Raw genomic sequence first — 16,772 nt, forward strand, 5'->3', positions numbered from 1 at the left:
GCAGCCTCGGGCCGAAGGGCCTGTCTTCGAACCCCTCGGCGGACAGGCCCGGTGGCCCGGTGGCCGTGGGTCAGACGCCGGCGGTGGGCCGTTGTGCCGCCGGGCGGGGCCAGTGGTCGTGCAGGTGGTCGATGACGAAGTCGTGGCCGTGGCGCCAGCCGTCCGGGGTGGGGCGGGCGTCGGCGAGGTGCGGGTGGCCGGCGGGCAGGTCGTGGTGGAGGTGGCCGAGGCTGGTGGGGTCGCGGCGCGGCCAGACGGCAGTGGCGGCGATGCTGCCGGCCAGGGCGACGGCGCCGAGGACGAGTGCGGTCGCGGGCAGGCCCGCACCGGCGGCGAGCCAACCGGCGAGGGGGTAGGTGAGCAGCCAGCAGCTGTGGGAGAGGGAGAACTGGGCGGCGAAGGCGGCGGGGAGGTCGGCGTCGGCGGCGGAGCGGCGGATGACCCGGCCGCCGGGGGTGAGGACCGCGGAGGAGGCGGCGCCGATCGCCGCCCAGGCCGCCAGGAGCGCCGTCCAGGTCCAGAGGTCCGCCGTTGCCGCGGTGACGGCCGCGACGGCGGCGAGCACCGGCGGCAGCGCGTACGCGGCGGGCAGCATGACGGCGCGGTCGCCGCGTCGTCGCAGTACCCGGGGCAGCAGCAGCGCGGTGACCATCGACCCGGCGCCGTACGCGCCGAGGGCGAGGGAGACGGCGCCCGCGCTGCGGTGGAAGTGGCCCTGGACGAGGACGACGGTGTTGACGAAGACGATGGCCCCGGCGGCCGCGACCGCGAGGTCCAGGGCGAGCAGGGCCCGTAGCCGGGGGGTGGCCCAGAACAGCCGGGTGCCGAAGGCGGCCCTGGCGTGGACCCCGCCGGTCCGCTCGACGGGTTTCGGCTTCGGCAGGGCGGCGGAGACGACGAGGGCGGCGGAGGCGAGGAAGCCCGCCGTGGTGCCGGCGAACAGCCAGCCGTAGGAGACCAGGGCGAGCAGGCCGGCGGCGAGCGCGGGGCTGAACAGGCTTTCCAGGTCGTAGGCGAGGCGGGAGAGCGAAAGCGCGTCGGTGTAGTCGCGTTCGGCGGGCAGTACCTCGGGGATGGTGGCCTGGAAGGTGGGGGTGAACGCGGCGGAGGCGGCCTGGAGCAGGAGGATCAGCAGGTAGATCTGCCACACCTGGGTGACGAAGGGCAGCGTGGCGGCGACGCCGGCCCGGGTGAGGTCCATCGCGACCATGAGGGCCCGGCGCGGTATTCGGTCCGCGAGCGCGCCCGCCAGCGGGGCGATGGCGACGTAGGCGACCATCTTGATCGCCAGCGCGGTGCCGAGGACGGCCGAGGCGTCGTTCCCGGCGATCCGGTACGCGAGCAGGCTCAGTGCGACGGTGGCCAGCCCGGTTCCGACCAGGGCGACGACCTGGGCGGTGAACAGGTGGCGGTAGGTGCGGTTGCGCAGTACGGCGAGCATCGGGCCCGTCCCCGGTCGGCGGTGCGGTGAGACACCACCAGCCTAGCCAACATGTGCGTACTTGTGCACCCATTGTCTGGTGATCCCCCCGGTGCGGGGCTACCCGTACGGTCAGTCGTGCGGCGGCAGCGCACCGATCTGGTGGTCGGCGACGCTCAGCGCCTCGTCGACCAGCCGGCGCAGGTGGCCGTGGCGCAGCGAGTACACCACCCGGCGGCCGTCCTTGCGGGTCGCGACCAGACCGGCCAGCCGCAGCTTCGCCAGGTGCTGGCTGACCGAGGGCCGGGCCGCGCCGCTCATCTCGGTCAGGGTGGTGACATCGGCCTCGCCCTCGCCGAGGCGCTGCAGGAGCGCCAGCCGGGTGCGGTCCGCGAGCAGCGCGAGCACGGCGGCGGCGACCTCCAGCCGCTCGTCGGCCTGCTCCTGCGAATCGTGCGCACCTGCCAGGTGCGTGCTTGCGCTCATGTGCACATCGTAGGGTACGGGAATTCCGTGCAGCGGACCGGAATTCGGGTCGGTAGTACAGTGATTCCCGGAAAACCCCGAACCCCTGAACCGACCGTTCTCCTTTTCGTGAGGTCGACCCATGAGCCTGAGCATTCGGAACCAGATCCCGGGGACGGTCACCTCGGTCACCACCGGCGAGGCGATGGCGACGGTCAAGGCGCGCCTGGACGGCGGCCAGGAGATCACCGCCGCCGTCACCGCCGACGCCGTGCAGGACCTCGGCCTGGCCGAGGGCAGCTCCGTGCGGGCGGTGGTCAAGTCGACCGAAGTGGCGCTCGCCACCGGCCCGGTGGGCGGCCTGAGCATCCGCAACCAGCTGCCCGGCACGGTCACCGAGGTGTCCGCGGGCGCCGCGATGGCCACCGTCAAGGTCGCCGTCACCGGCGGCGAGCTGACGGCGGCCGTCACCAGGGAGGCGGTGGCCGAGCTCGGCCTGAGCGCCGGATCCTCGGTCGTCGCCCTCATCAAGGCCACCGAGGTGGCCCTGGCCACGGACTGAAATGCGCCCGCCGAGGGCGCCGGCGCAGCCGATGGAAATGCGGCCGGAATTCCCGCTGCCCCGGCGTTTCCCCGGAATTCCCCCGTTCCTCCTGGCATTCCGGGGGCGGGCGCGAGAAACCGCCTCGCAGCTGCGAGCCCCGCATTCGGGGAGACGGACGGGACCGACGCCATGACGACGGCCGTGGTGGTCGGCAGCGGGCCGAACGGGCTCGCCGCCGCGATCCGCCTCGCACAGGCGGGCGTCCGGGTCCGGGTGCTGGAGGCGCGGGAGACGATCGGCGGCGGCACCCGGTCCGGTGAGCGGACCCTGCCCGGGCTGATCCACGACGACTGCTCCGCCTTCCACCCCACCGGCGTCGCCTCGCCGTTCCTGCGGTCGCTGGGCCTGGCGGAGTACGGCCTGCGCTGGCGCTGGGCCCCGGTGGAGCTCGCCCACCCGCTGGACCCGGGCGCCGCCGGAGTGCTGTGGCGCGACCTGGACCGGACGGCCGGGCAGATGCCTCCGGCAGACGCCAGGACGTGGCGGCGGGTGTTCGGCCGCCTGTCGCGCCGCTTCGACCGGCTCGCCGACGACGTCCTCCGCCCCGTCCTGCACCTGCCCGCTTCGCCGCTCGCCCTCGCCGAGTTCGGCGCCCAGGCCCTGCTGCCCGCCTCCTGGACGGCCGGGAGGTGGAGCGGCGACCAGGCCCGGGCCCTGTTCGGCGGGGCGGCGGCCCACGCCTTCAGCTCGCTGCGCACGCCGTTCAGCAGTGCCATCGGCCTGATGCTGATCGCCGTCGGCCACGCCCACGGCTGGCCGGTGGCGGAGGGCGGCTCACAGGCGATCACCACCGCGATGGCGCGGCTGCTGGCACGGCTCGGCGGCACCGTCGAGACCGGCGCGGAGGTCCTCGACCTCGAACAACTCGACCGGCCCGACCTCGTCCTGCTGGACACCGGCCCGCACGCCGCCGCCCGGATCCTCGGCGACCGCCTTCCGCCCCGCACCGCCCGCGCCTACCGGCGTTACCGGTACGGCCCGGCGGCCTTCAAGGTGGACCTGGCGGTCGAGGGCGGCATCCCGTGGACCGACGAGCACTGCCGGTCCGCGGGCGCCGTCCATCTCGGCGGCACCTTCGAGGAGGTCGCCGCCGCCGAGGAGGCGACCTTCCGCGGCAGGATGCCCCGCCGGCCCTTCGTACTCGTCGGCCAGCAGTACCTGGCCGACCCGTCCCGCTCGGCCGGGGACCTCCACCCGGTCTACGCCTACGCCCACGTCCCGCACGGCTACCGGGGCGACGCGACCGAGGCGGTGCTGGACCGGATCGAGCGCTTCGCCCCCGGCTTCCGGACCCGCATCCGCGCCCGGGCCGTCCGCACGGTGGCCCGGCTGCAGTCGGAGAACGCCAACCAGGTCGGCGGCGACATCACCGGCGGAGCCAACACCGCACGCCAACTCGCCCTGCGCCCGCGCCTCTCAGCCGACCCGTACGCCACCGGCGTGCCCGGCGTCCACCTCTGTTCCGCCGCCACCCCACCGGGCGCCGGCGTCCACGGCATGGCCGGCTTCCACGCGGCCGAATCGGCCCTGAAGTGGCTCGCGAGCCGCTGACGGACCGGCGGGCCACGGAACCCGCCGTGGGCGAGGTCAAAGTTCGGTAATGATTTTCATATTTGCCTAAACAGGCTGGTGATGAAAACCGTTTCCATCTAGTGTGTGGCCTCGTCTCCCCCTCTCCCATCCGCGAGGAGCGCCCCACCATGCGTACTGCCCTGCCTGCCCGTTTCGTCAGACTCGCCGCCGTCGCGGTCGCCGCGCTGGCCGCCACCAGTGCCTGCTCGACCGCGCCGGCCAAGAGCACCCCGGCCCAGGACACCGCCGGCGGCTCCGGCAAGGTCGTCCAGGTCGCCGCCGCCGAGAGCTTCTGGGGTTCGCTGGCCGCCCAACTCGGCGGCGACCACGTCAAGGTGACGAACATCATCAGCAACCCCGACGCCGACCCGCACGACTACGAGCCCACCGCCGCCGACGGCCGCACCGTCGCCGGCGCGCAGTACGTCATCACCAACGGCATCGGTTACGACGCCTGGTCCGACAAGTTGATAGCCGCCAATCCTGCGCCGAGTCGCGCCGCCCTCAAGGTCGGCGACCTGGTCGGGGTCAAGGAGGGCGGCAACCCGCACCAGTGGTACTCCCCGGAAAGCGTCCACAAGGTGGTCGACCGGATCACCGCCGACCTCAAGAAGCTCGACCCGGCCGACGCCGGCTACTTCGACCAGCACAAGACCGACTTCCTCGGCAAGACCCTCGCCCCGTACGACCGGCTCATCGCCGACATCAAGGCCACGTACGCCGGCACCCCGATCGGCGCCTCCGAGTCGATCGTCACCCCGCTCGCCGAGGGCCTGGGCCTCAAACTGGTCACCCCCGAGGGCCTGCTGGACGCCGTCAGCGAGGGCACCGACCCGACCGCCGCCGACAAGGCGACCGCCGACGAGCAGATCAAGAGCAAGCAGATCAAGGTCTACGTCTACAACAGCCAGAACGACACCCCGGACGTCAAGGCCCAGGTCGAAGCCGCCAAGGCCCAGGGCATCCCGGTCGCCACCGTCACCGAGACCCCGACCCCGGCCGGCGCCGCCTTCCAGGACTGGCAGATCACCGAACTCCAGGGCATCGCCGACGCGTTGAAGCAGGCGACCGGCAAGTGACCATCGCACCGGTCGAGCACGCCGTGGCCACCGAGGCCCCGGCCCCCACCCCCGCTCCGGTCCTGGAGCTGCACGGCGCGGCCGTGCGGGTGGGCGGCCGAACGCTCTGGTCGGACGTCGATCTCACCGTCGGGGCCGGGGAGTTCACCGCCATCCTCGGCCCCAACGGGGTCGGCAAGTCCACCCTCGTCAGGACCCTCCTCGGCGCCCACCCCGCCGCCGCGGGCGCGGTGCGCGTCCCGGCCCGCGCGGACATCGGGTACCTCCCGCAGCGCCGCAGCTTCGACCCGGGCGTCCGCATCCGCGGCATCGACGTCGTGCGCCTCGGCCTGGACGGCCACCGCTGGGGCGTCCCGCTGCCCGGAATCCGCCGCGCCCGCCGCCGCGCCGAACGCCGACGCATCGACGAGGCCATCGCGTCGGTCGGCGCCACCGGCTACGCGCACCGGCCGATCGGGCAGTGCTCCGGCGGCGAACAGCAGCGGCTGCTGCTCGCCCAGGCCCTGGTCACCCGCCCGCGCCTGCTCCTGCTCGACGAGCCACTGGACAGCCTCGACCTGCCCAACCAGAGCGCCATGGCCGCCCTGCTCGGCCGGATCTGCCGCGAGGACGGCGTCGCCGTCGTCATGGTCGCCCACGACGTCAACCCGATCCTCCACCACCTGGACCGCGTGGTGTACCTGGCCGAAGGACGGGCCGTCACCGGCCGGCCCGAGCAGGTGATCACCTCGGACACCCTCAGCCGCCTATACGGCGCGCCCGTCGACGTCCTGCGCACCGCCGACGGACGGCTCGTCGTGGTCGGCGTCCCGGAGGACTGCAGGAGCTGTGGCCCGTGCTGCTAGCCGACACCGCCTCACCGGCCTTCTCCTGGAACCTGGTGACCGACTTCCAGCAGATGTGGGCCTATCCCTTCATGGTCAACGCCTTCCGGGCCGGCGCCGTCGTCGCCGTCGTCGCGGCCGCCGTGGGCTGGTTCATGGTGCTGCGCCGCCAGACCTTCGCCGGCCACACCCTGTCGTTGGTCGCCTTCCCCGGCGCCGCCCTCGCCACCCTGCTCGGGATCTCCACCACCTTCGGCTACCTCGGCGCCTGCCTGGGCGGCGCGTTCGTCATCGCCCTGCTGCGCGACCGGGGCCGGGCCGGCGTCGTCGAGGAGTCCGCCGGGACGGGAACCGTGCAGGCCTTCGCGCTGGCCTGCGGGTTCCTGTTCGTCACCCTGTACAAGGGGCTGCTCGGCGGCCCGCAGGCGCTGCTGTTCGGCACCTTCCTCGGCATCACCACCGAGCAGGTCATCGTGCTGAGCGTCGTCGGCGCGGCCGTGCTGGCCCTGCTGGCGCTGATCGGGCGGCCGCTGCTGTTCGCCTCGCTCGACGGCGAGGTCGCCGCCGCGCGCGGAGTGCCCGTGCGGCTGCTGGGCTTCGGCTTCCTGCTGCTGCTCGGCGCGGCCGCCGCCGAGGCCGGCCAGATCACCGGCAGCCTGCTCGTGTTCGCGCTGCTGGTCATCCCGGCCGCCACCGCCCAGGTGCTCACCGCACGTCCGGCCCTCGGCCTGCTGCTCGGGGTCCTGCTCGCCCTCGCCGCCTGCTGGCTCGGCCTGATCGCCGCGTTCTACCGGCCCTACCCGCTCGGCTTCTTCGTGACCACCTTCGCCTTCGCCGGGTACCTCCTCGCCCACCTCGCCCGCGCGGTGGCGGGCTTCCTCGGCCGCGCCCCGCTGCCGACAGGAGCACCCGCATGACCAGCGTCCTCCACCAGGCCTTCTTCCAGCACGCCCTGCTCGCCGGCACCGCGATCGCCCTCGCCTCCGGCCTGGTCGGCTACTTCCTCGTGCTGCGCGCCCAGACCTTCACCGGCGACACCCTCAGCCACGTCGCCTTCACCGGCGCGATGGCGGCCCTCGCCGGCGGCTACGACCTGCGGCTCGGCCTGTTCGCCGCCACCATCGGCGTCGCCCTGCTGCTCGGCCTCCTCGGCCGGCGCGGCCGGCCCGACGACGTCGTCATCGGCACCCTGTTCTCCTGGATCCTCGGCCTCGGCACCTTCTTCCTCACCCTCTACACCACCCATCGCAGCACCACCCAGGGCAACGCGGGCATCAGCGTCCTGTTCGGCTCCATCTACGGCCTGAGCGGCGCCCAGACCGCGATGGCCGTCCTGGTCGCCGTGGCGGTCAGCGCGGCCGCGCTGCTGATCGCCCGGCCGCTGCTGTTCGCCACCCTCGACGAGGCCGTCGCCACCGCGCGCGGGGTGCGGACGGGCGCGCTCGGCCTCGGTTTCCTCGCCCTGGTCGGTGCCTGCGCCGCCGAGGCCACCCAGGCGGTCGGCTCCCTGCTGCTGCTCGGCCTGCTGGCCGCGCCCGCCGGTACCGCCCTGCGCCTGACCGACCGTCCGTACCGGGCCCTCGCACTCTCCGCCGCCCTCGCCGTGCTGGAACTGTGGGCGGGTCTCGCACTGAGTGCCGCCGCGCCCAGACTGCCGCCGAGCTTCGCCATCATGGCGATCGCGGCGGCCTGCTACGGCGCCTCCGCCCTGGTCCGCCCGGCCGTCCGCCGGGCGACTCGCCGGGCCACGGCCTGACCGGCGGAGGGACGACGTGACGAGGACCCGACGGACACCGGTGCCGGCCTGGCGGTCGACACCGCAGCAGGCGCTCGTCCGGAAGTCGCTCGCCGCCAGCCCCGGCTTCGTCAGCGCCCAGGTGCTGCACCGGCGAATGGTCACGGAGGGCGGTGCGGTCGGTCTGAGCACCGTCTACCGGGCCCTGGCCGCACTCACCGGAGCCGGTCTCGCGGACATCGTCCGGGACGACTCCGGCGAGCGCCTCTACCGTCACCGGCCGGAGGCCCACCACCAGCACTACCTGGTCTGCCGCCGCTGCGGTCGCAGCCTCGCGGTCGACTCCGAACAGGTCGAGGCCTGGGCCGCCCGGATCGCCGAGGAGTCCGGCTTCGGCGACGTCCACCACACCGTCGAACTCGCCGGCGTCTGCGCCGGCTGCACCACCGTCGACTAGGAAAGCGAACCGAGTGACCACCACCCACCGCCCCCTGCCCGTCACCGTCCTGTCCGGCTTCCTCGGCGCGGGCAAGACCACCGTGCTCAACCACGTCCTGCACAACCGCGCGGGCATGCGGGTCGCCGTGATCGTCAACGACATGAGCGAGATCAACATCGACGCGGCGCTGGTCCGCGACGGCGGAGCCGCGCTCTCCCGCACCGAGGAGCGGCTGGTCGAGATGACCAACGGCTGCATCTGCTGCACCCTGCGCGACGACCTGCTGGAGGAGGTGGACCGGCTCGCCCGGGACGGCCGGTTCGACTACCTGCTGATCGAGTCCAGTGGGATCTCCGAGCCGATGCCCGTCGCCGCCACCTTCTCCTTCGCCCGGGACGACGGCGCCACGCTCACCGACGTCGCCGCCCTGGACACCATGGCCACCGTGGTCGACGCCGCCAACTTCCTGCCCGAACTCGCCCGCGGCGACGAGCTGGCCGCGCGCGGCCTCGACCAGTACGAGGACGACGAACGAACCGTCAGCGACCTGCTGATCGACCAGGTCGAGTTCGCCGACGTCATCGTCCTGAACAAGCTCGACCTGGTGGGCGAGGAGGAAGCCGTACGGCTGCGGGCCGCCCTCACCCGGCTCAACCCCGCCGCCCGGATCGTCCCGGTCCGGCACGGCCGGGTGGACCCGGCCGAACTGCTCGGCACCGGCCGCTTCGACGTCGAGCGCGCCCAGCAGGCCCCCGGCTGGGTCGCCGAACTCAACGGCGACCACATCCCCGAGACCGAGGAGTACGGCATCTCCAGCACGGTGTTCCGCGCCGAGCGGCCCTTCCACCCCGGCCGGCTCTGGGAGTTCGTCACCGAGGACCTGGAGGGCGGCGCCTACGGCACCGTCCTGCGCTCCAAGGGCTTCTTCCGCCTGGCCACCCGCCCGCACGTCACCGGCCTCTGGTCCCAGGCAGGCTCCGTCGCCCGCTTCGAGCCCGCCGGCGTCCACGCGGACGGCCAAGGCCAGGAACTGGTCTTCATCGGCACCGCACTGAACGCCGACGCCCTGCACGACCGGCTCACCGCCTGCCTGCTGGCCGACGGCGAGCCGATTCTGCGGGATGAGGACCCGTTCCCCGCCTGGGAGGCGCACGGCGACTGCCCCGTTTAGGCCTACTGGTCCGCGGGCGGGATGTCCCGGTAGGGGGCACGTGGCTGGGGGACGGCGTGCTGTTCGGTGACATCGATCCGCGGCGCGGCGGTGGCGGGCGCGTCCGGGGTGGGCTTCCAGGTGCCGGTGAGGTCCACCCAGCTGTCGGCGGCGGGGGCCGGGCCGGAGGCGTGCACCAGGACGCGCAGCCTCCTGGCGTCGGCCGCACAGCAGCTGACGACCAGCCGGTTGAGGTACCACTCGCCGGGCTGCGCGCCGGGGGAGACGAAGCCGGTCAGGCGGACCTTGCGGCCGGCCAGGCTCTTCTGCGGGTCGCGGCTGCGGCCGATGAACTCGGTCAGCGACATCGGCGTCGGCAGCGTGACGGAAGCACCGGAGGCACCGGCCGCGCTGCCCGGGGCGGCCGGCTGCTCGGACAGGTCGGTGTACCTCGCCGGCTCGACGACGGCGTCCGTGCCGTCCCGGGAGGCGGTGAACGAGCCGAGCGGGGGCGGGGTGAGGCAGAGCAGCAGCACGGCGGGGACGGCCAGCAGCCAGGCCACGCGCGGGCCGTGGTCGTGATCGTGCCCCTTCCCGTGTCCGTGTCCGTGTCCGTCGTCCGTGACGGGCCGGAGCCAGACCGCGTTGCCCTCGGCGTCCCGCCCGAACCGCATCACCGGCTCCTGCCGGTTGGCGGTCACGCGGCGCACCACGCCCGCGATCCCGAGCCCGAGCAGCACGATCCCCGAGGCGATCAGCGGGATCCGCAGGCCCTCCTTGACGTACTGCAGGAACACGTCGCTGCCGACGGTGATCCGCAGCAGGGCCGCGCCGACCAGCGCGACGAGCAGGGACGGGGCGAGCCCCCGGACGGTGGCCTTCACAGTGGTGGCCTTCACAGCGCGCCTCCGATCACGATGCTGGCGAGGACGGCGACCAGGAAGGTCGCGCTGGAGAACCGGAGCGCGAAGGCGCGTCCGAACGCGCCCGACTGGAGGGCGATCAGCTTGAGGTCGACCATCGGGCCGACGACCATGAAGGCGAGCCGGGCGGTGGGGGAGAAGCCGGTGAGGGAGGCGGCCACGAAGGCGTCCGCCTCGGAGCAGACCGCGAGGATGACGGCGAGGAAGGCGAGGACGGGCACGCCCAGCCACGGCGAGTCGGCGAAGATCCGCAGCACCGACGGCGGGACGAGCACGTTGAACGTCGCCGCGGCCGCCGCGCCGACCACCAGGAAGCCGCCGGCGTGCAGGAAGTCGTGCTGCAGCCCGCGCCGGAACTCCTCCAGCGGGTTGCGCGCGCCGCCCTCGCCGTGACCGGCCGAGCTCTTCGGCAGCCGCAGCCACTCCGGCCGGCCGAACGCCACCCAGAGCCAGCCCATCACGACCGCGGTGGCGAGCGAGGCCAGCAGCCGGGCCAGCACCATCTCCGGCTTGCCGGGGAAGGCGATCGCGGTGGCGACCAGGACGACCGGGTTGATCGCGGGCGCGGAGAGCAGGAAGGCCAGGGCGGCTGCCGGGGCCACTCCGCGCCGCATCAGGCTGCCGGCCACCGGGACGGACGCACACTCGCAGCCGGGCAGGACGGCGCCGGCCACCCCCGCCACCGGCACGGCGAGCGCCGGGTTCTTCGGCAGCACCCGGGTGAACACCCGTTCCGGGACGAACGCCCCGATCGCGGCCGACACCACGGTGCCCAGCACCAGGAACGGCGCGCCCTGCACGACGATTGCGACCATGACCGTCCGCCAGGTCTGCACACCCCCCGCGTCCCACACCGTTACCAACGCGGCCGCCGCCACGACCGCCGGTACTCCGATCAGCAGCGCCGACCTCCAGCGTGGTGGCGGGGTTTCCGCCGGTGCCACCGGGAGGTGCCGGACGCTGCCGAGACTCGTCTCCACCAAGGTGACCGCCCCTCAGCCCACTCGCCGCCGATCCGCCGACGAGACCTGTCTGCTCACCGTCATGTCCGGGGAGCCGGGGACAGAGTAGCGGTGATAATCATATTCATCTAGGTCTTCTGCGCCGTTCACCCGATCGGTGACCTGTGGGCGCGGGTGACGCTCCCGGCCGTGCGACGGCCCCGTGCTCGGCGCGTATATGAGACGTAGATGGCGCCCTGCGATAGTCGGTCGCAGAACAACTCGCACGCCAGGTGTCACCCACGGGCTCCTGGACGAACAGACAGGGATCCCCCGTGCAGCGCATCCAGAAGTCCGTCCCGCACCGTCTGGCCTTCCTCGTTCCCGCCGCCCTGGCCGCCGTCCTGGCCGTCCTGGGAACCGTGGCCGACACGGGCCACTCCGGTGACACGCGACCGGCTTCTTCGGCCGAGCGGTCCGACAAGGGGACCTCGGAGTTCAACACCAAGGCCTGACGGCGTCCGGACGCCGCCCGCTGCGATCTCCGGCTCAGACCGCCGGAAGCGGGGCAGCGGCGGTGTCCAGGATCAGGCGCGCCTGCGCGGCCTCGGGCAGTCCGGCCCGGGTGAAGACCTCCAGCGCCTCGCGGGAGTGTGTCAGCGCGTCGTCACGGTGGCCGGCGTCGAGCGAGATGCGGGCGTGGATCAGCAGGGCGTAGCCCTGGTCCCGGTAACGGTCGGGCACGGTGCGAAGGTGGGCCACCGCCTTGGCCGCCGCGTCCAGCGCGGGCTCGGTACGGCCGAGAGCGTTCAGGGTGTCCGCGTACCGGTAGCGTGCCTGTGCCTGCTGGCCCGGTATCCGTACGGTCTCGCAGAGGTCGAGGCACTCCTCGTAGGTGGCCAGCGCCTCGTGCAGGCGGCCCAGTTCGTGCAGGGCCTGGCCGCGGACGCACAGCGCGTGTGCGACACCGTGGTGGTCCGCCAGCGCGCGCAGCGCGTCCAGCGCCTCCTCGCAGGCGGGCAGCGCCTCGGCGGCGCGACCGCCGCGGATCCTGGCCAGTGCGGCGTTGAGCGTGATGGTCAGTGCGCCCGAGCGGTGCCCCTGCTCCCGGGCCAGGGCGAGCGCCCGGTCGAAGCACTCGGCCGCGTCGTCGTAGCGCTGCTCGAACTGGGCGATGACGCCCAGGTCGTTGTACGCCTGCTGGAGGATGGCGCGGTCGCCGGCCCGGAGGCACGCCTCCACCGCCAGGTGGGAGTTGGCGCGCGCGTGGGTCAACCGGGTGGCCTGGAGGGCCGCGTTGCCGCAGATGAATCGGGCGCGTCCGGCCGCGCGGTGGTTCCCGCTCAGCGCCGCGGCCCGGGCGAGTGCCTCGGCGGTGACGGCGATGCGTGCGTACGGGATGTCCTGGCCGAACGAGCTGAGGGCCACCAGGAGGTCGGCGGCCACCGTCAGCAGCTCCGATTCGGCGCCGTCCTGCCGTCGGAGCGCGAGCTGGACGGCATGGAGCGCGAAGTCGAACTCCGCGACGACCCAGGCCCGGGCCTCGGCCAGGTCCCCGAGCCGTTCGTCGCCCGGCTCCGCGGTCGTGGCGGTGAACGTGCTGTGCACCGGGTCCCCGGGCACGATCCGCTGGAAAGCCTCGGCGGCCATGCCCATCAGGTGGTGGAGCAGGCGACGCTGCACCACGCTGTCGTCCTCGTCCGGGAGATCGGTGTGCGGCCCGGTCAGGTTCAGCGCGAAGTCCCGGCCGAGTTCGTGATGCCGGTACCGGCCGGGTTCCGGCGATTCGAGCAGCGCGGCGTCGACCAGCGCTTCCAGCAGCGTCTCCGCGTCGGCCTCCGCCAGGTCCAGCGCCGCGGCCGCGGCGGCCAGGCCGATGCTCGGCCGGGCCACGGAGGCCAGCCGACGGAACACCTCCGCCTGTCGGTCCGTCAGCTGGCGGTAGCCGAGTTCGAAGACGGCGGCGACCGCCAGGTCGTCGGCCCGCAGTTCGGCCAGTCGTCGCCGTTGGTCGGCCAGCCGGCCCACGAGGTGTGCCACCGTCCAGCCCGGCCGGGCCGCCAGCCGTGCGGCCACGATGCGCACCGCGAGCGGCAGTTGGGCGCACGCGCCGACGAGCGCGGCCGCGGCGGGCCCTTCCCGGTCGATCCGCTCCGGGCCCACGATCTTCCTCAGCAGGCCCAGGGCTTCCGCCGGGCTGAACTCCGTCAGCTGGACGTGGCTGCCCGACAGCAGGCCGGCGAGGCGGGCCCGGCTGGTCACCATCACCGCGCACCGGGCGGACCCCGGGAGCAGGGGTTTGACCTGGGCGGTGTCGCGCGCGTCGTCGAGCAGGAGGAGCACCCGGCGTCCGTCGAGGACCGTCCGGAACAGCCGGGCCCGGTCGTCCAATGAGCCGGGTATCTCCCGCCGAGGCACTCCCAGGGCGGCGAGGAGACTGGCCAGGACCGTTCCCGGATCGGCCGGGTCCGTGCCGGTGCCGCGCAGGTCGGCGTAGAGCTGGCCGTCGGGGAACTCCTCCTTGACCTGATGCGCCACCCGCAGGGCCAGCGCGCTCTTGCCGATGCCGCCCATCCCGCTGACGGTGGCGACGGCCAGGGCGGTGCGGTCCCGGTCGGCGAGGGCGTCCGACAGGGTGGCGAGTTCGGCGGTCCGGCCAGTGAAGTCGGCGATGCGGGCGGGGAGTTGGGCCGGGCGGACGAAGGGGGGCGGACCCGCTTCCCGGGCGTCGCCGGCCTCCGCCCGCGCCGACGCCGCCCCGGTGCCGGCGGGTGCCGGTGCCGGGCCGGCCAGTTCGGGGTCGCAGGCCAGGATCCGGCCGTGCAGCGCGCGGAGTTCGGGGCCCGGGTCCAGCCCGAGTTGGTCCGCCAGCACCTCGCGCGCCCTGGCGAACACGGCCAGGGCGTCGCCCTGACGCCCGGCGGCGTACAGCGCGCGCATCAGGAGCCCGTACGGCCGCTCGCGCAGTGGCTCCTCGTGGATGAAGCCGGTCAGTTCAGGGACCGCCTGGGCGTGCCGCCCCCGCAGGACGTCGAGGTCGAAGCGCTCCTCCAGCAGGTGGAGGCGCAGCTCGGACAGGCGGGAGCGCTGGTTCTGCGCGAACGGCCCCGGTACCCCCGCCAGCGGCTCTCCCCGCCACAGCGAAACGGCCTCGGCCAGCGACTCGGCGGACGCGTCGTAGCGGCCCGCCTCGCGAGCGCGCGCCGCGTCCGCGGCCAGCTGTTCGACCCGGGAGGCATCGACCGACGCCGGCGGCACCGTGAGCCGATAGCCGTCGTTCGCGGACGCCAGCACCTGCGGATCGAGGCCACCGGCCTCCAGGAGCTTGCGCAGCCGCCACACGTACGTCCGCAGGATCATCACCGCGGAGTCCGGTGCCGCCTCGCCCCACACGGCGGTGATCAGTTCGTGGAGGGGAACCACATGGCCCGAACGGAGAGCCAGCGCGGCCAGGGTCGCCTGCTGCTGGGGCGGGCCGGCGGAGACGACGGGCCCGCCGATGCGCATGCCCACAGGTCCGAGCACGAAGAATTCCACAGTCCCCCCGAGGCTGCACAGCTCTCACCGGCGGCTGGTCTCCAGTTCTGGGTGCACGCCGGTGTCGTCATCCTAAGGGGCAAGATCATGACATTGACACGTCACCCGTCGGGTGGCTCCTGCTCACGGGCCGGGAACGGTCAGACCCAGCCGAGCCGGGCCGCGCGCAGGCCGGCCTCGAAGCGGCTGCGGGCGCCGAGCCGCTCGATGATCGACGCCATGATCCGCCGGGCGGTGCGGGCCGAGATGTGCAGTTGGCCCGCGGCCGACTCGTCGGTGTGGCCCTGCGCGAGGAGGGCCAGCAGACAACGTTCCTGCTCGTTCGGCACGTACGAGGCATCGGACGTGTCGCTGCCGAGTGGTACGGCCGCTCCCCACTCCCGCTCGAACAGGGCGAGCAGCGGGGCGATCATGCCCGGTGCGGAGAGGAAGAGCGCGCCCTTGCGGCTGTCCCCGGGATCGATCGGCACCAGGGCGTACGCCCGGTCGACCACCACCATGCGGGTCGGCAGCGCGGCGGCCGTACGGAACTCACCGCCCCGCTCGACCAGGGCGCGGGTGTAGCGCAGGGTCGCGGCGTCGCCGCGGACGGCGTCCAGGCCGATGGTGCGGATCGCCACGCCGCGCTGCAGGACGAGGGCGTCGTTGTGCAGCGCGGCCTCCAGCGAGGCAGGGGACTGGGGCCCGCCGGGCATGAGGGTCAGGATCTCGTTCCCGGCCTCCAGGGCCAGGCGCTCCAGCCGCCGCTGCACCGCATCGAGTCCGGCCAGCCGCTCGACGCCGTCCGCCTGCTGGGCGCCGCCGCCCGCGCCGGCCAGGATCCTGATCAGGGCCTGCTGGCTGCCCGCCGCCTGGCGGTGGCTCCGGACCAGTTCCTCGTGCTGCTGCTCCAGCAGCCGCTGCATCCCGAGGACCGGGTCCACGACGGTGAACCTGCTGGGGGCCTCGAAGGACGCCTGGACCAACTGCAGCGCGAACAGCCTGTCGAGGCAGTCGCGGATGCGGTCGGGCCCGACGTCCAGCTTGGCCGCGAGCTCGTCCACGCCCAGCGCCGTGTGGCTGAGCATCTCTTCGTACACCGTCTGGTCCAGCGTCTCCAGGCAGAGCGTCACGGACACCGCCTTCCCTCCTGTGGTCACCCGGTGGATCCGCGTCCAGCCTGCCCGCCGGGCATCTACGAGCCATACACGGCCAGGTCTACGCAGGTGAGCGGATGTCACAAAGCGGCCTGGACGGTTTTGCCGGTCCTGAACCCGTTCCCCCGGAGGAGTCCGGGCGGCGAGGATGGACACGTCGCCCCGGCCGGTGCCGGGCGCCCGCCGGGGGCTCACCCGGCCACCTCTCTCCCACTTCCGATGAGGGCACCGCCATGACTTCTCGCATCCACGTCGTCCGTGCGGCCTGCGCCGCTGCCATCGTCCTGGCGACCGCCGTCGCCGGGCAGCCGAGTGGGCAGGGGCACCCGCAGGTGCGCGCCGCGGGGGCGCTCCACGCGGCAGGACCGGCCGTGGCCGCCGACGGCCTCATCTGGGACTGACGCAGCCCGGCGTGGAGCTGACCCTCATCGCGCTCACCCCCGCCGACCCGGTCGTGGTCCGCCCGCCGGACCGCCGCCGGATCATCGATCTGCTCTGGGCCGCGGCAGCCCCCGGGGAACGCCTGGAGCACGTCAGCGTGCAGGTTCGCCCGCACGGCATCCGCCTCGGGATGTTCACCGTGGCGACGCCCGGACTGACCGCCGGAGACGCCGCGCTGGCCATCTGCCGCCGCGCGCTCGCGATCTCACCTCCGCTCAGCGGCTGGCGCATCGCCGGCGACCCATCCCTTCGACACGACGTCATCCGTCACACGACGCAAGAGGAGCATCCGTGACCAACCCCTTCGAGGACGAGGACGCCACCTACCTCGTCCTGGTCAACGAGGAGAACCAGCACTCCCTGTGGCCCGCCTCCCTCGCGGTCCCCCCGGGCTGGACGGCCACCCACGGCCCGGCCGGACGGCAGGACTGCCTGGACCACATCGAGAACACCTGGACCGACCTGCGCCCGGCGAGCCTGATCGCCGCCCTCAAGGAGGCGTGATC

The 16,772-nt window shown here is 73.7% G+C and carries 18 protein-coding genes; 12 read left to right on the plus strand and 6 right to left on the minus strand.

Annotation, left to right across the window (positions count from 1 at the left end; translation table 11 throughout):
- Nucleotides 1–70: 70 nt before the first annotated feature.
- Nucleotides 71–1,441, minus strand: coding sequence for an MFS transporter (locus tag CRP52_RS29345; RefSeq protein WP_097239143.1), 1,371 nt, complete (start codon nucleotides 1,439–1,441; stop codon nucleotides 71–73).
- A gap of 111 nt (nucleotides 1,442–1,552) precedes the next feature.
- A complete protein-coding gene (locus CRP52_RS29350) occupies nucleotides 1,553–1,906 on the minus strand; it encodes an ArsR/SmtB family transcription factor (protein ID WP_097239144.1) in 354 nt (117 codons plus the stop codon).
- Between the two features lie 121 nt (nucleotides 1,907–2,027).
- On the opposite strand from CRP52_RS29350, the gene CRP52_RS29355 reads away from it, so the two are divergent.
- The 8 genes from CRP52_RS29355 to CRP52_RS29390 all read left to right on the plus strand — a co-directional run bounded on the left by CRP52_RS29355 (nucleotide 2,028) and on the right by CRP52_RS29390 (nucleotide 9,309).
- On the plus strand, nucleotides 2,028–2,447 hold the full coding sequence (locus CRP52_RS29355) for a TOBE domain-containing protein (RefSeq protein WP_097239145.1): 420 nt from the start codon (nucleotides 2,028–2,030) through the stop codon (nucleotides 2,445–2,447).
- 171 nt (nucleotides 2,448–2,618) lie between these two features.
- The gene (locus CRP52_RS29360; protein ID WP_097239146.1) at nucleotides 2,619–4,040 is read left to right on the plus strand and encodes a phytoene desaturase family protein; all 1,422 of its coding nucleotides are present in this window, start codon (nucleotides 2,619–2,621) and stop codon (nucleotides 4,038–4,040) included.
- 149 nt (nucleotides 4,041–4,189) lie between these two features.
- Nucleotides 4,190–5,140 (plus strand): metal ABC transporter solute-binding protein, Zn/Mn family, encoded by a 951-nt coding sequence (locus CRP52_RS29365; protein ID WP_097239147.1) that lies wholly within the window; start codon nucleotides 4,190–4,192, stop codon nucleotides 5,138–5,140.
- Nucleotides 5,137–5,985: a metal ABC transporter ATP-binding protein gene (locus CRP52_RS29370; protein ID WP_257032910.1), complete on the plus strand. Its 849-nt coding sequence runs from the start codon at nucleotides 5,137–5,139 to the stop codon at nucleotides 5,983–5,985. The genes CRP52_RS29365 and CRP52_RS29370 overlap by 4 nt, the downstream gene beginning before the upstream one ends.
- The gene (locus CRP52_RS29375; protein WP_257032911.1) at nucleotides 5,976–6,881 is read left to right on the plus strand and encodes a metal ABC transporter permease; all 906 of its coding nucleotides are present in this window, start codon (nucleotides 5,976–5,978) and stop codon (nucleotides 6,879–6,881) included. Before CRP52_RS29370 ends, CRP52_RS29375 begins: the two co-directional genes overlap by 10 nt.
- Nucleotides 6,878–7,720, plus strand: a complete 843-nt coding sequence (locus tag CRP52_RS29380) for a metal ABC transporter permease (RefSeq protein ID WP_097239148.1) — start codon at nucleotides 6,878–6,880, stop codon at nucleotides 7,718–7,720. The genes CRP52_RS29375 and CRP52_RS29380 overlap by 4 nt, the downstream gene beginning before the upstream one ends.
- A gap of 16 nt (nucleotides 7,721–7,736) precedes the next feature.
- Nucleotides 7,737–8,156 carry a Fur family transcriptional regulator gene (locus CRP52_RS29385; protein WP_097239149.1) on the plus strand — a complete coding sequence of 140 codons (420 nt, stop codon included), beginning with the start codon at nucleotides 7,737–7,739 and terminating at the stop codon, nucleotides 8,154–8,156.
- 13 nt (nucleotides 8,157–8,169) lie between these two features.
- Nucleotides 8,170–9,309: a GTP-binding protein gene (locus tag CRP52_RS29390; protein WP_179852961.1), complete on the plus strand. Its 1,140-nt coding sequence runs from the start codon at nucleotides 8,170–8,172 to the stop codon at nucleotides 9,307–9,309.
- Nucleotides 9,310–9,311: 2 nt separating this feature from the next.
- On the opposite strand, the gene CRP52_RS29395 is transcribed toward CRP52_RS29390, so the two are convergent.
- Together CRP52_RS29395 and CRP52_RS29400 are read right to left on the minus strand one after the other, a co-directional pair.
- Nucleotides 9,312–10,187, minus strand: coding sequence for a TIGR03943 family putative permease subunit (locus CRP52_RS29395; protein WP_097239150.1), 876 nt, complete (start codon nucleotides 10,185–10,187; stop codon nucleotides 9,312–9,314).
- The gene (locus CRP52_RS29400) at nucleotides 10,184–11,194 is read right to left on the minus strand and encodes a permease (RefSeq protein ID WP_373560533.1); all 1,011 of its coding nucleotides are present in this window, start codon (nucleotides 11,192–11,194) and stop codon (nucleotides 10,184–10,186) included. The genes CRP52_RS29395 and CRP52_RS29400 overlap by 4 nt, the downstream gene beginning before the upstream one ends.
- A gap of 293 nt (nucleotides 11,195–11,487) precedes the next feature.
- On the opposite strand from CRP52_RS29400, the gene CRP52_RS29405 reads away from it, so the two are divergent.
- A complete protein-coding gene (locus tag CRP52_RS29405; RefSeq protein WP_097239151.1) occupies nucleotides 11,488–11,667 on the plus strand; it encodes a hypothetical protein in 180 nt (59 codons plus the stop codon).
- A gap of 34 nt (nucleotides 11,668–11,701) precedes the next feature.
- Here the strand turns inward: CRP52_RS29405 and CRP52_RS29410 are convergent, their stop codons facing one another.
- Both CRP52_RS29410 and CRP52_RS29415 read right to left on the minus strand, forming a co-directional pair.
- Nucleotides 11,702–14,677, minus strand: a complete 2,976-nt coding sequence (locus CRP52_RS29410) for an AfsR/SARP family transcriptional regulator (protein WP_257032912.1) — start codon at nucleotides 14,675–14,677, stop codon at nucleotides 11,702–11,704.
- Between the two features lie 152 nt (nucleotides 14,678–14,829).
- Nucleotides 14,830–15,807, minus strand: a complete 978-nt coding sequence (locus CRP52_RS29415; RefSeq protein WP_097239153.1) for a helix-turn-helix transcriptional regulator — start codon at nucleotides 15,805–15,807, stop codon at nucleotides 14,830–14,832.
- Nucleotides 15,808–16,058: 251 nt separating this feature from the next.
- Here CRP52_RS29415 and CRP52_RS38570 point away from each other — a divergent pair, with 251 nt between their 5' ends.
- The 3 genes from CRP52_RS38570 to CRP52_RS29425 are packed head-to-tail and all read left to right on the plus strand — an operon-like array spanning nucleotide 16,059 to nucleotide 16,770.
- Nucleotides 16,059–16,226 (plus strand): hypothetical protein, encoded by a 168-nt coding sequence (locus CRP52_RS38570; protein WP_179852962.1) that lies wholly within the window; start codon nucleotides 16,059–16,061, stop codon nucleotides 16,224–16,226.
- 11 nt (nucleotides 16,227–16,237) lie between these two features.
- Complete coding sequence (locus CRP52_RS29420; protein WP_097239154.1) at nucleotides 16,238–16,561, plus strand: hypothetical protein; 324 nt, start codon at nucleotides 16,238–16,240, stop codon at nucleotides 16,559–16,561.
- Entirely contained in the window at nucleotides 16,558–16,770 is a 213-nt protein-coding gene (locus tag CRP52_RS29425; RefSeq protein WP_097239155.1) for an MbtH family protein, read from the plus strand. The genes CRP52_RS29420 and CRP52_RS29425 overlap by 4 nt, the downstream gene beginning before the upstream one ends.
- Nucleotides 16,771–16,772 lie beyond the last annotated feature (2 nt).

It is taken from the genome of Streptomyces sp. 1331.2 (genome assembly GCF_900199205.1).
Taxonomy (GTDB): Bacteria; Actinomycetota; Actinomycetes; order Streptomycetales; family Streptomycetaceae; genus Kitasatospora.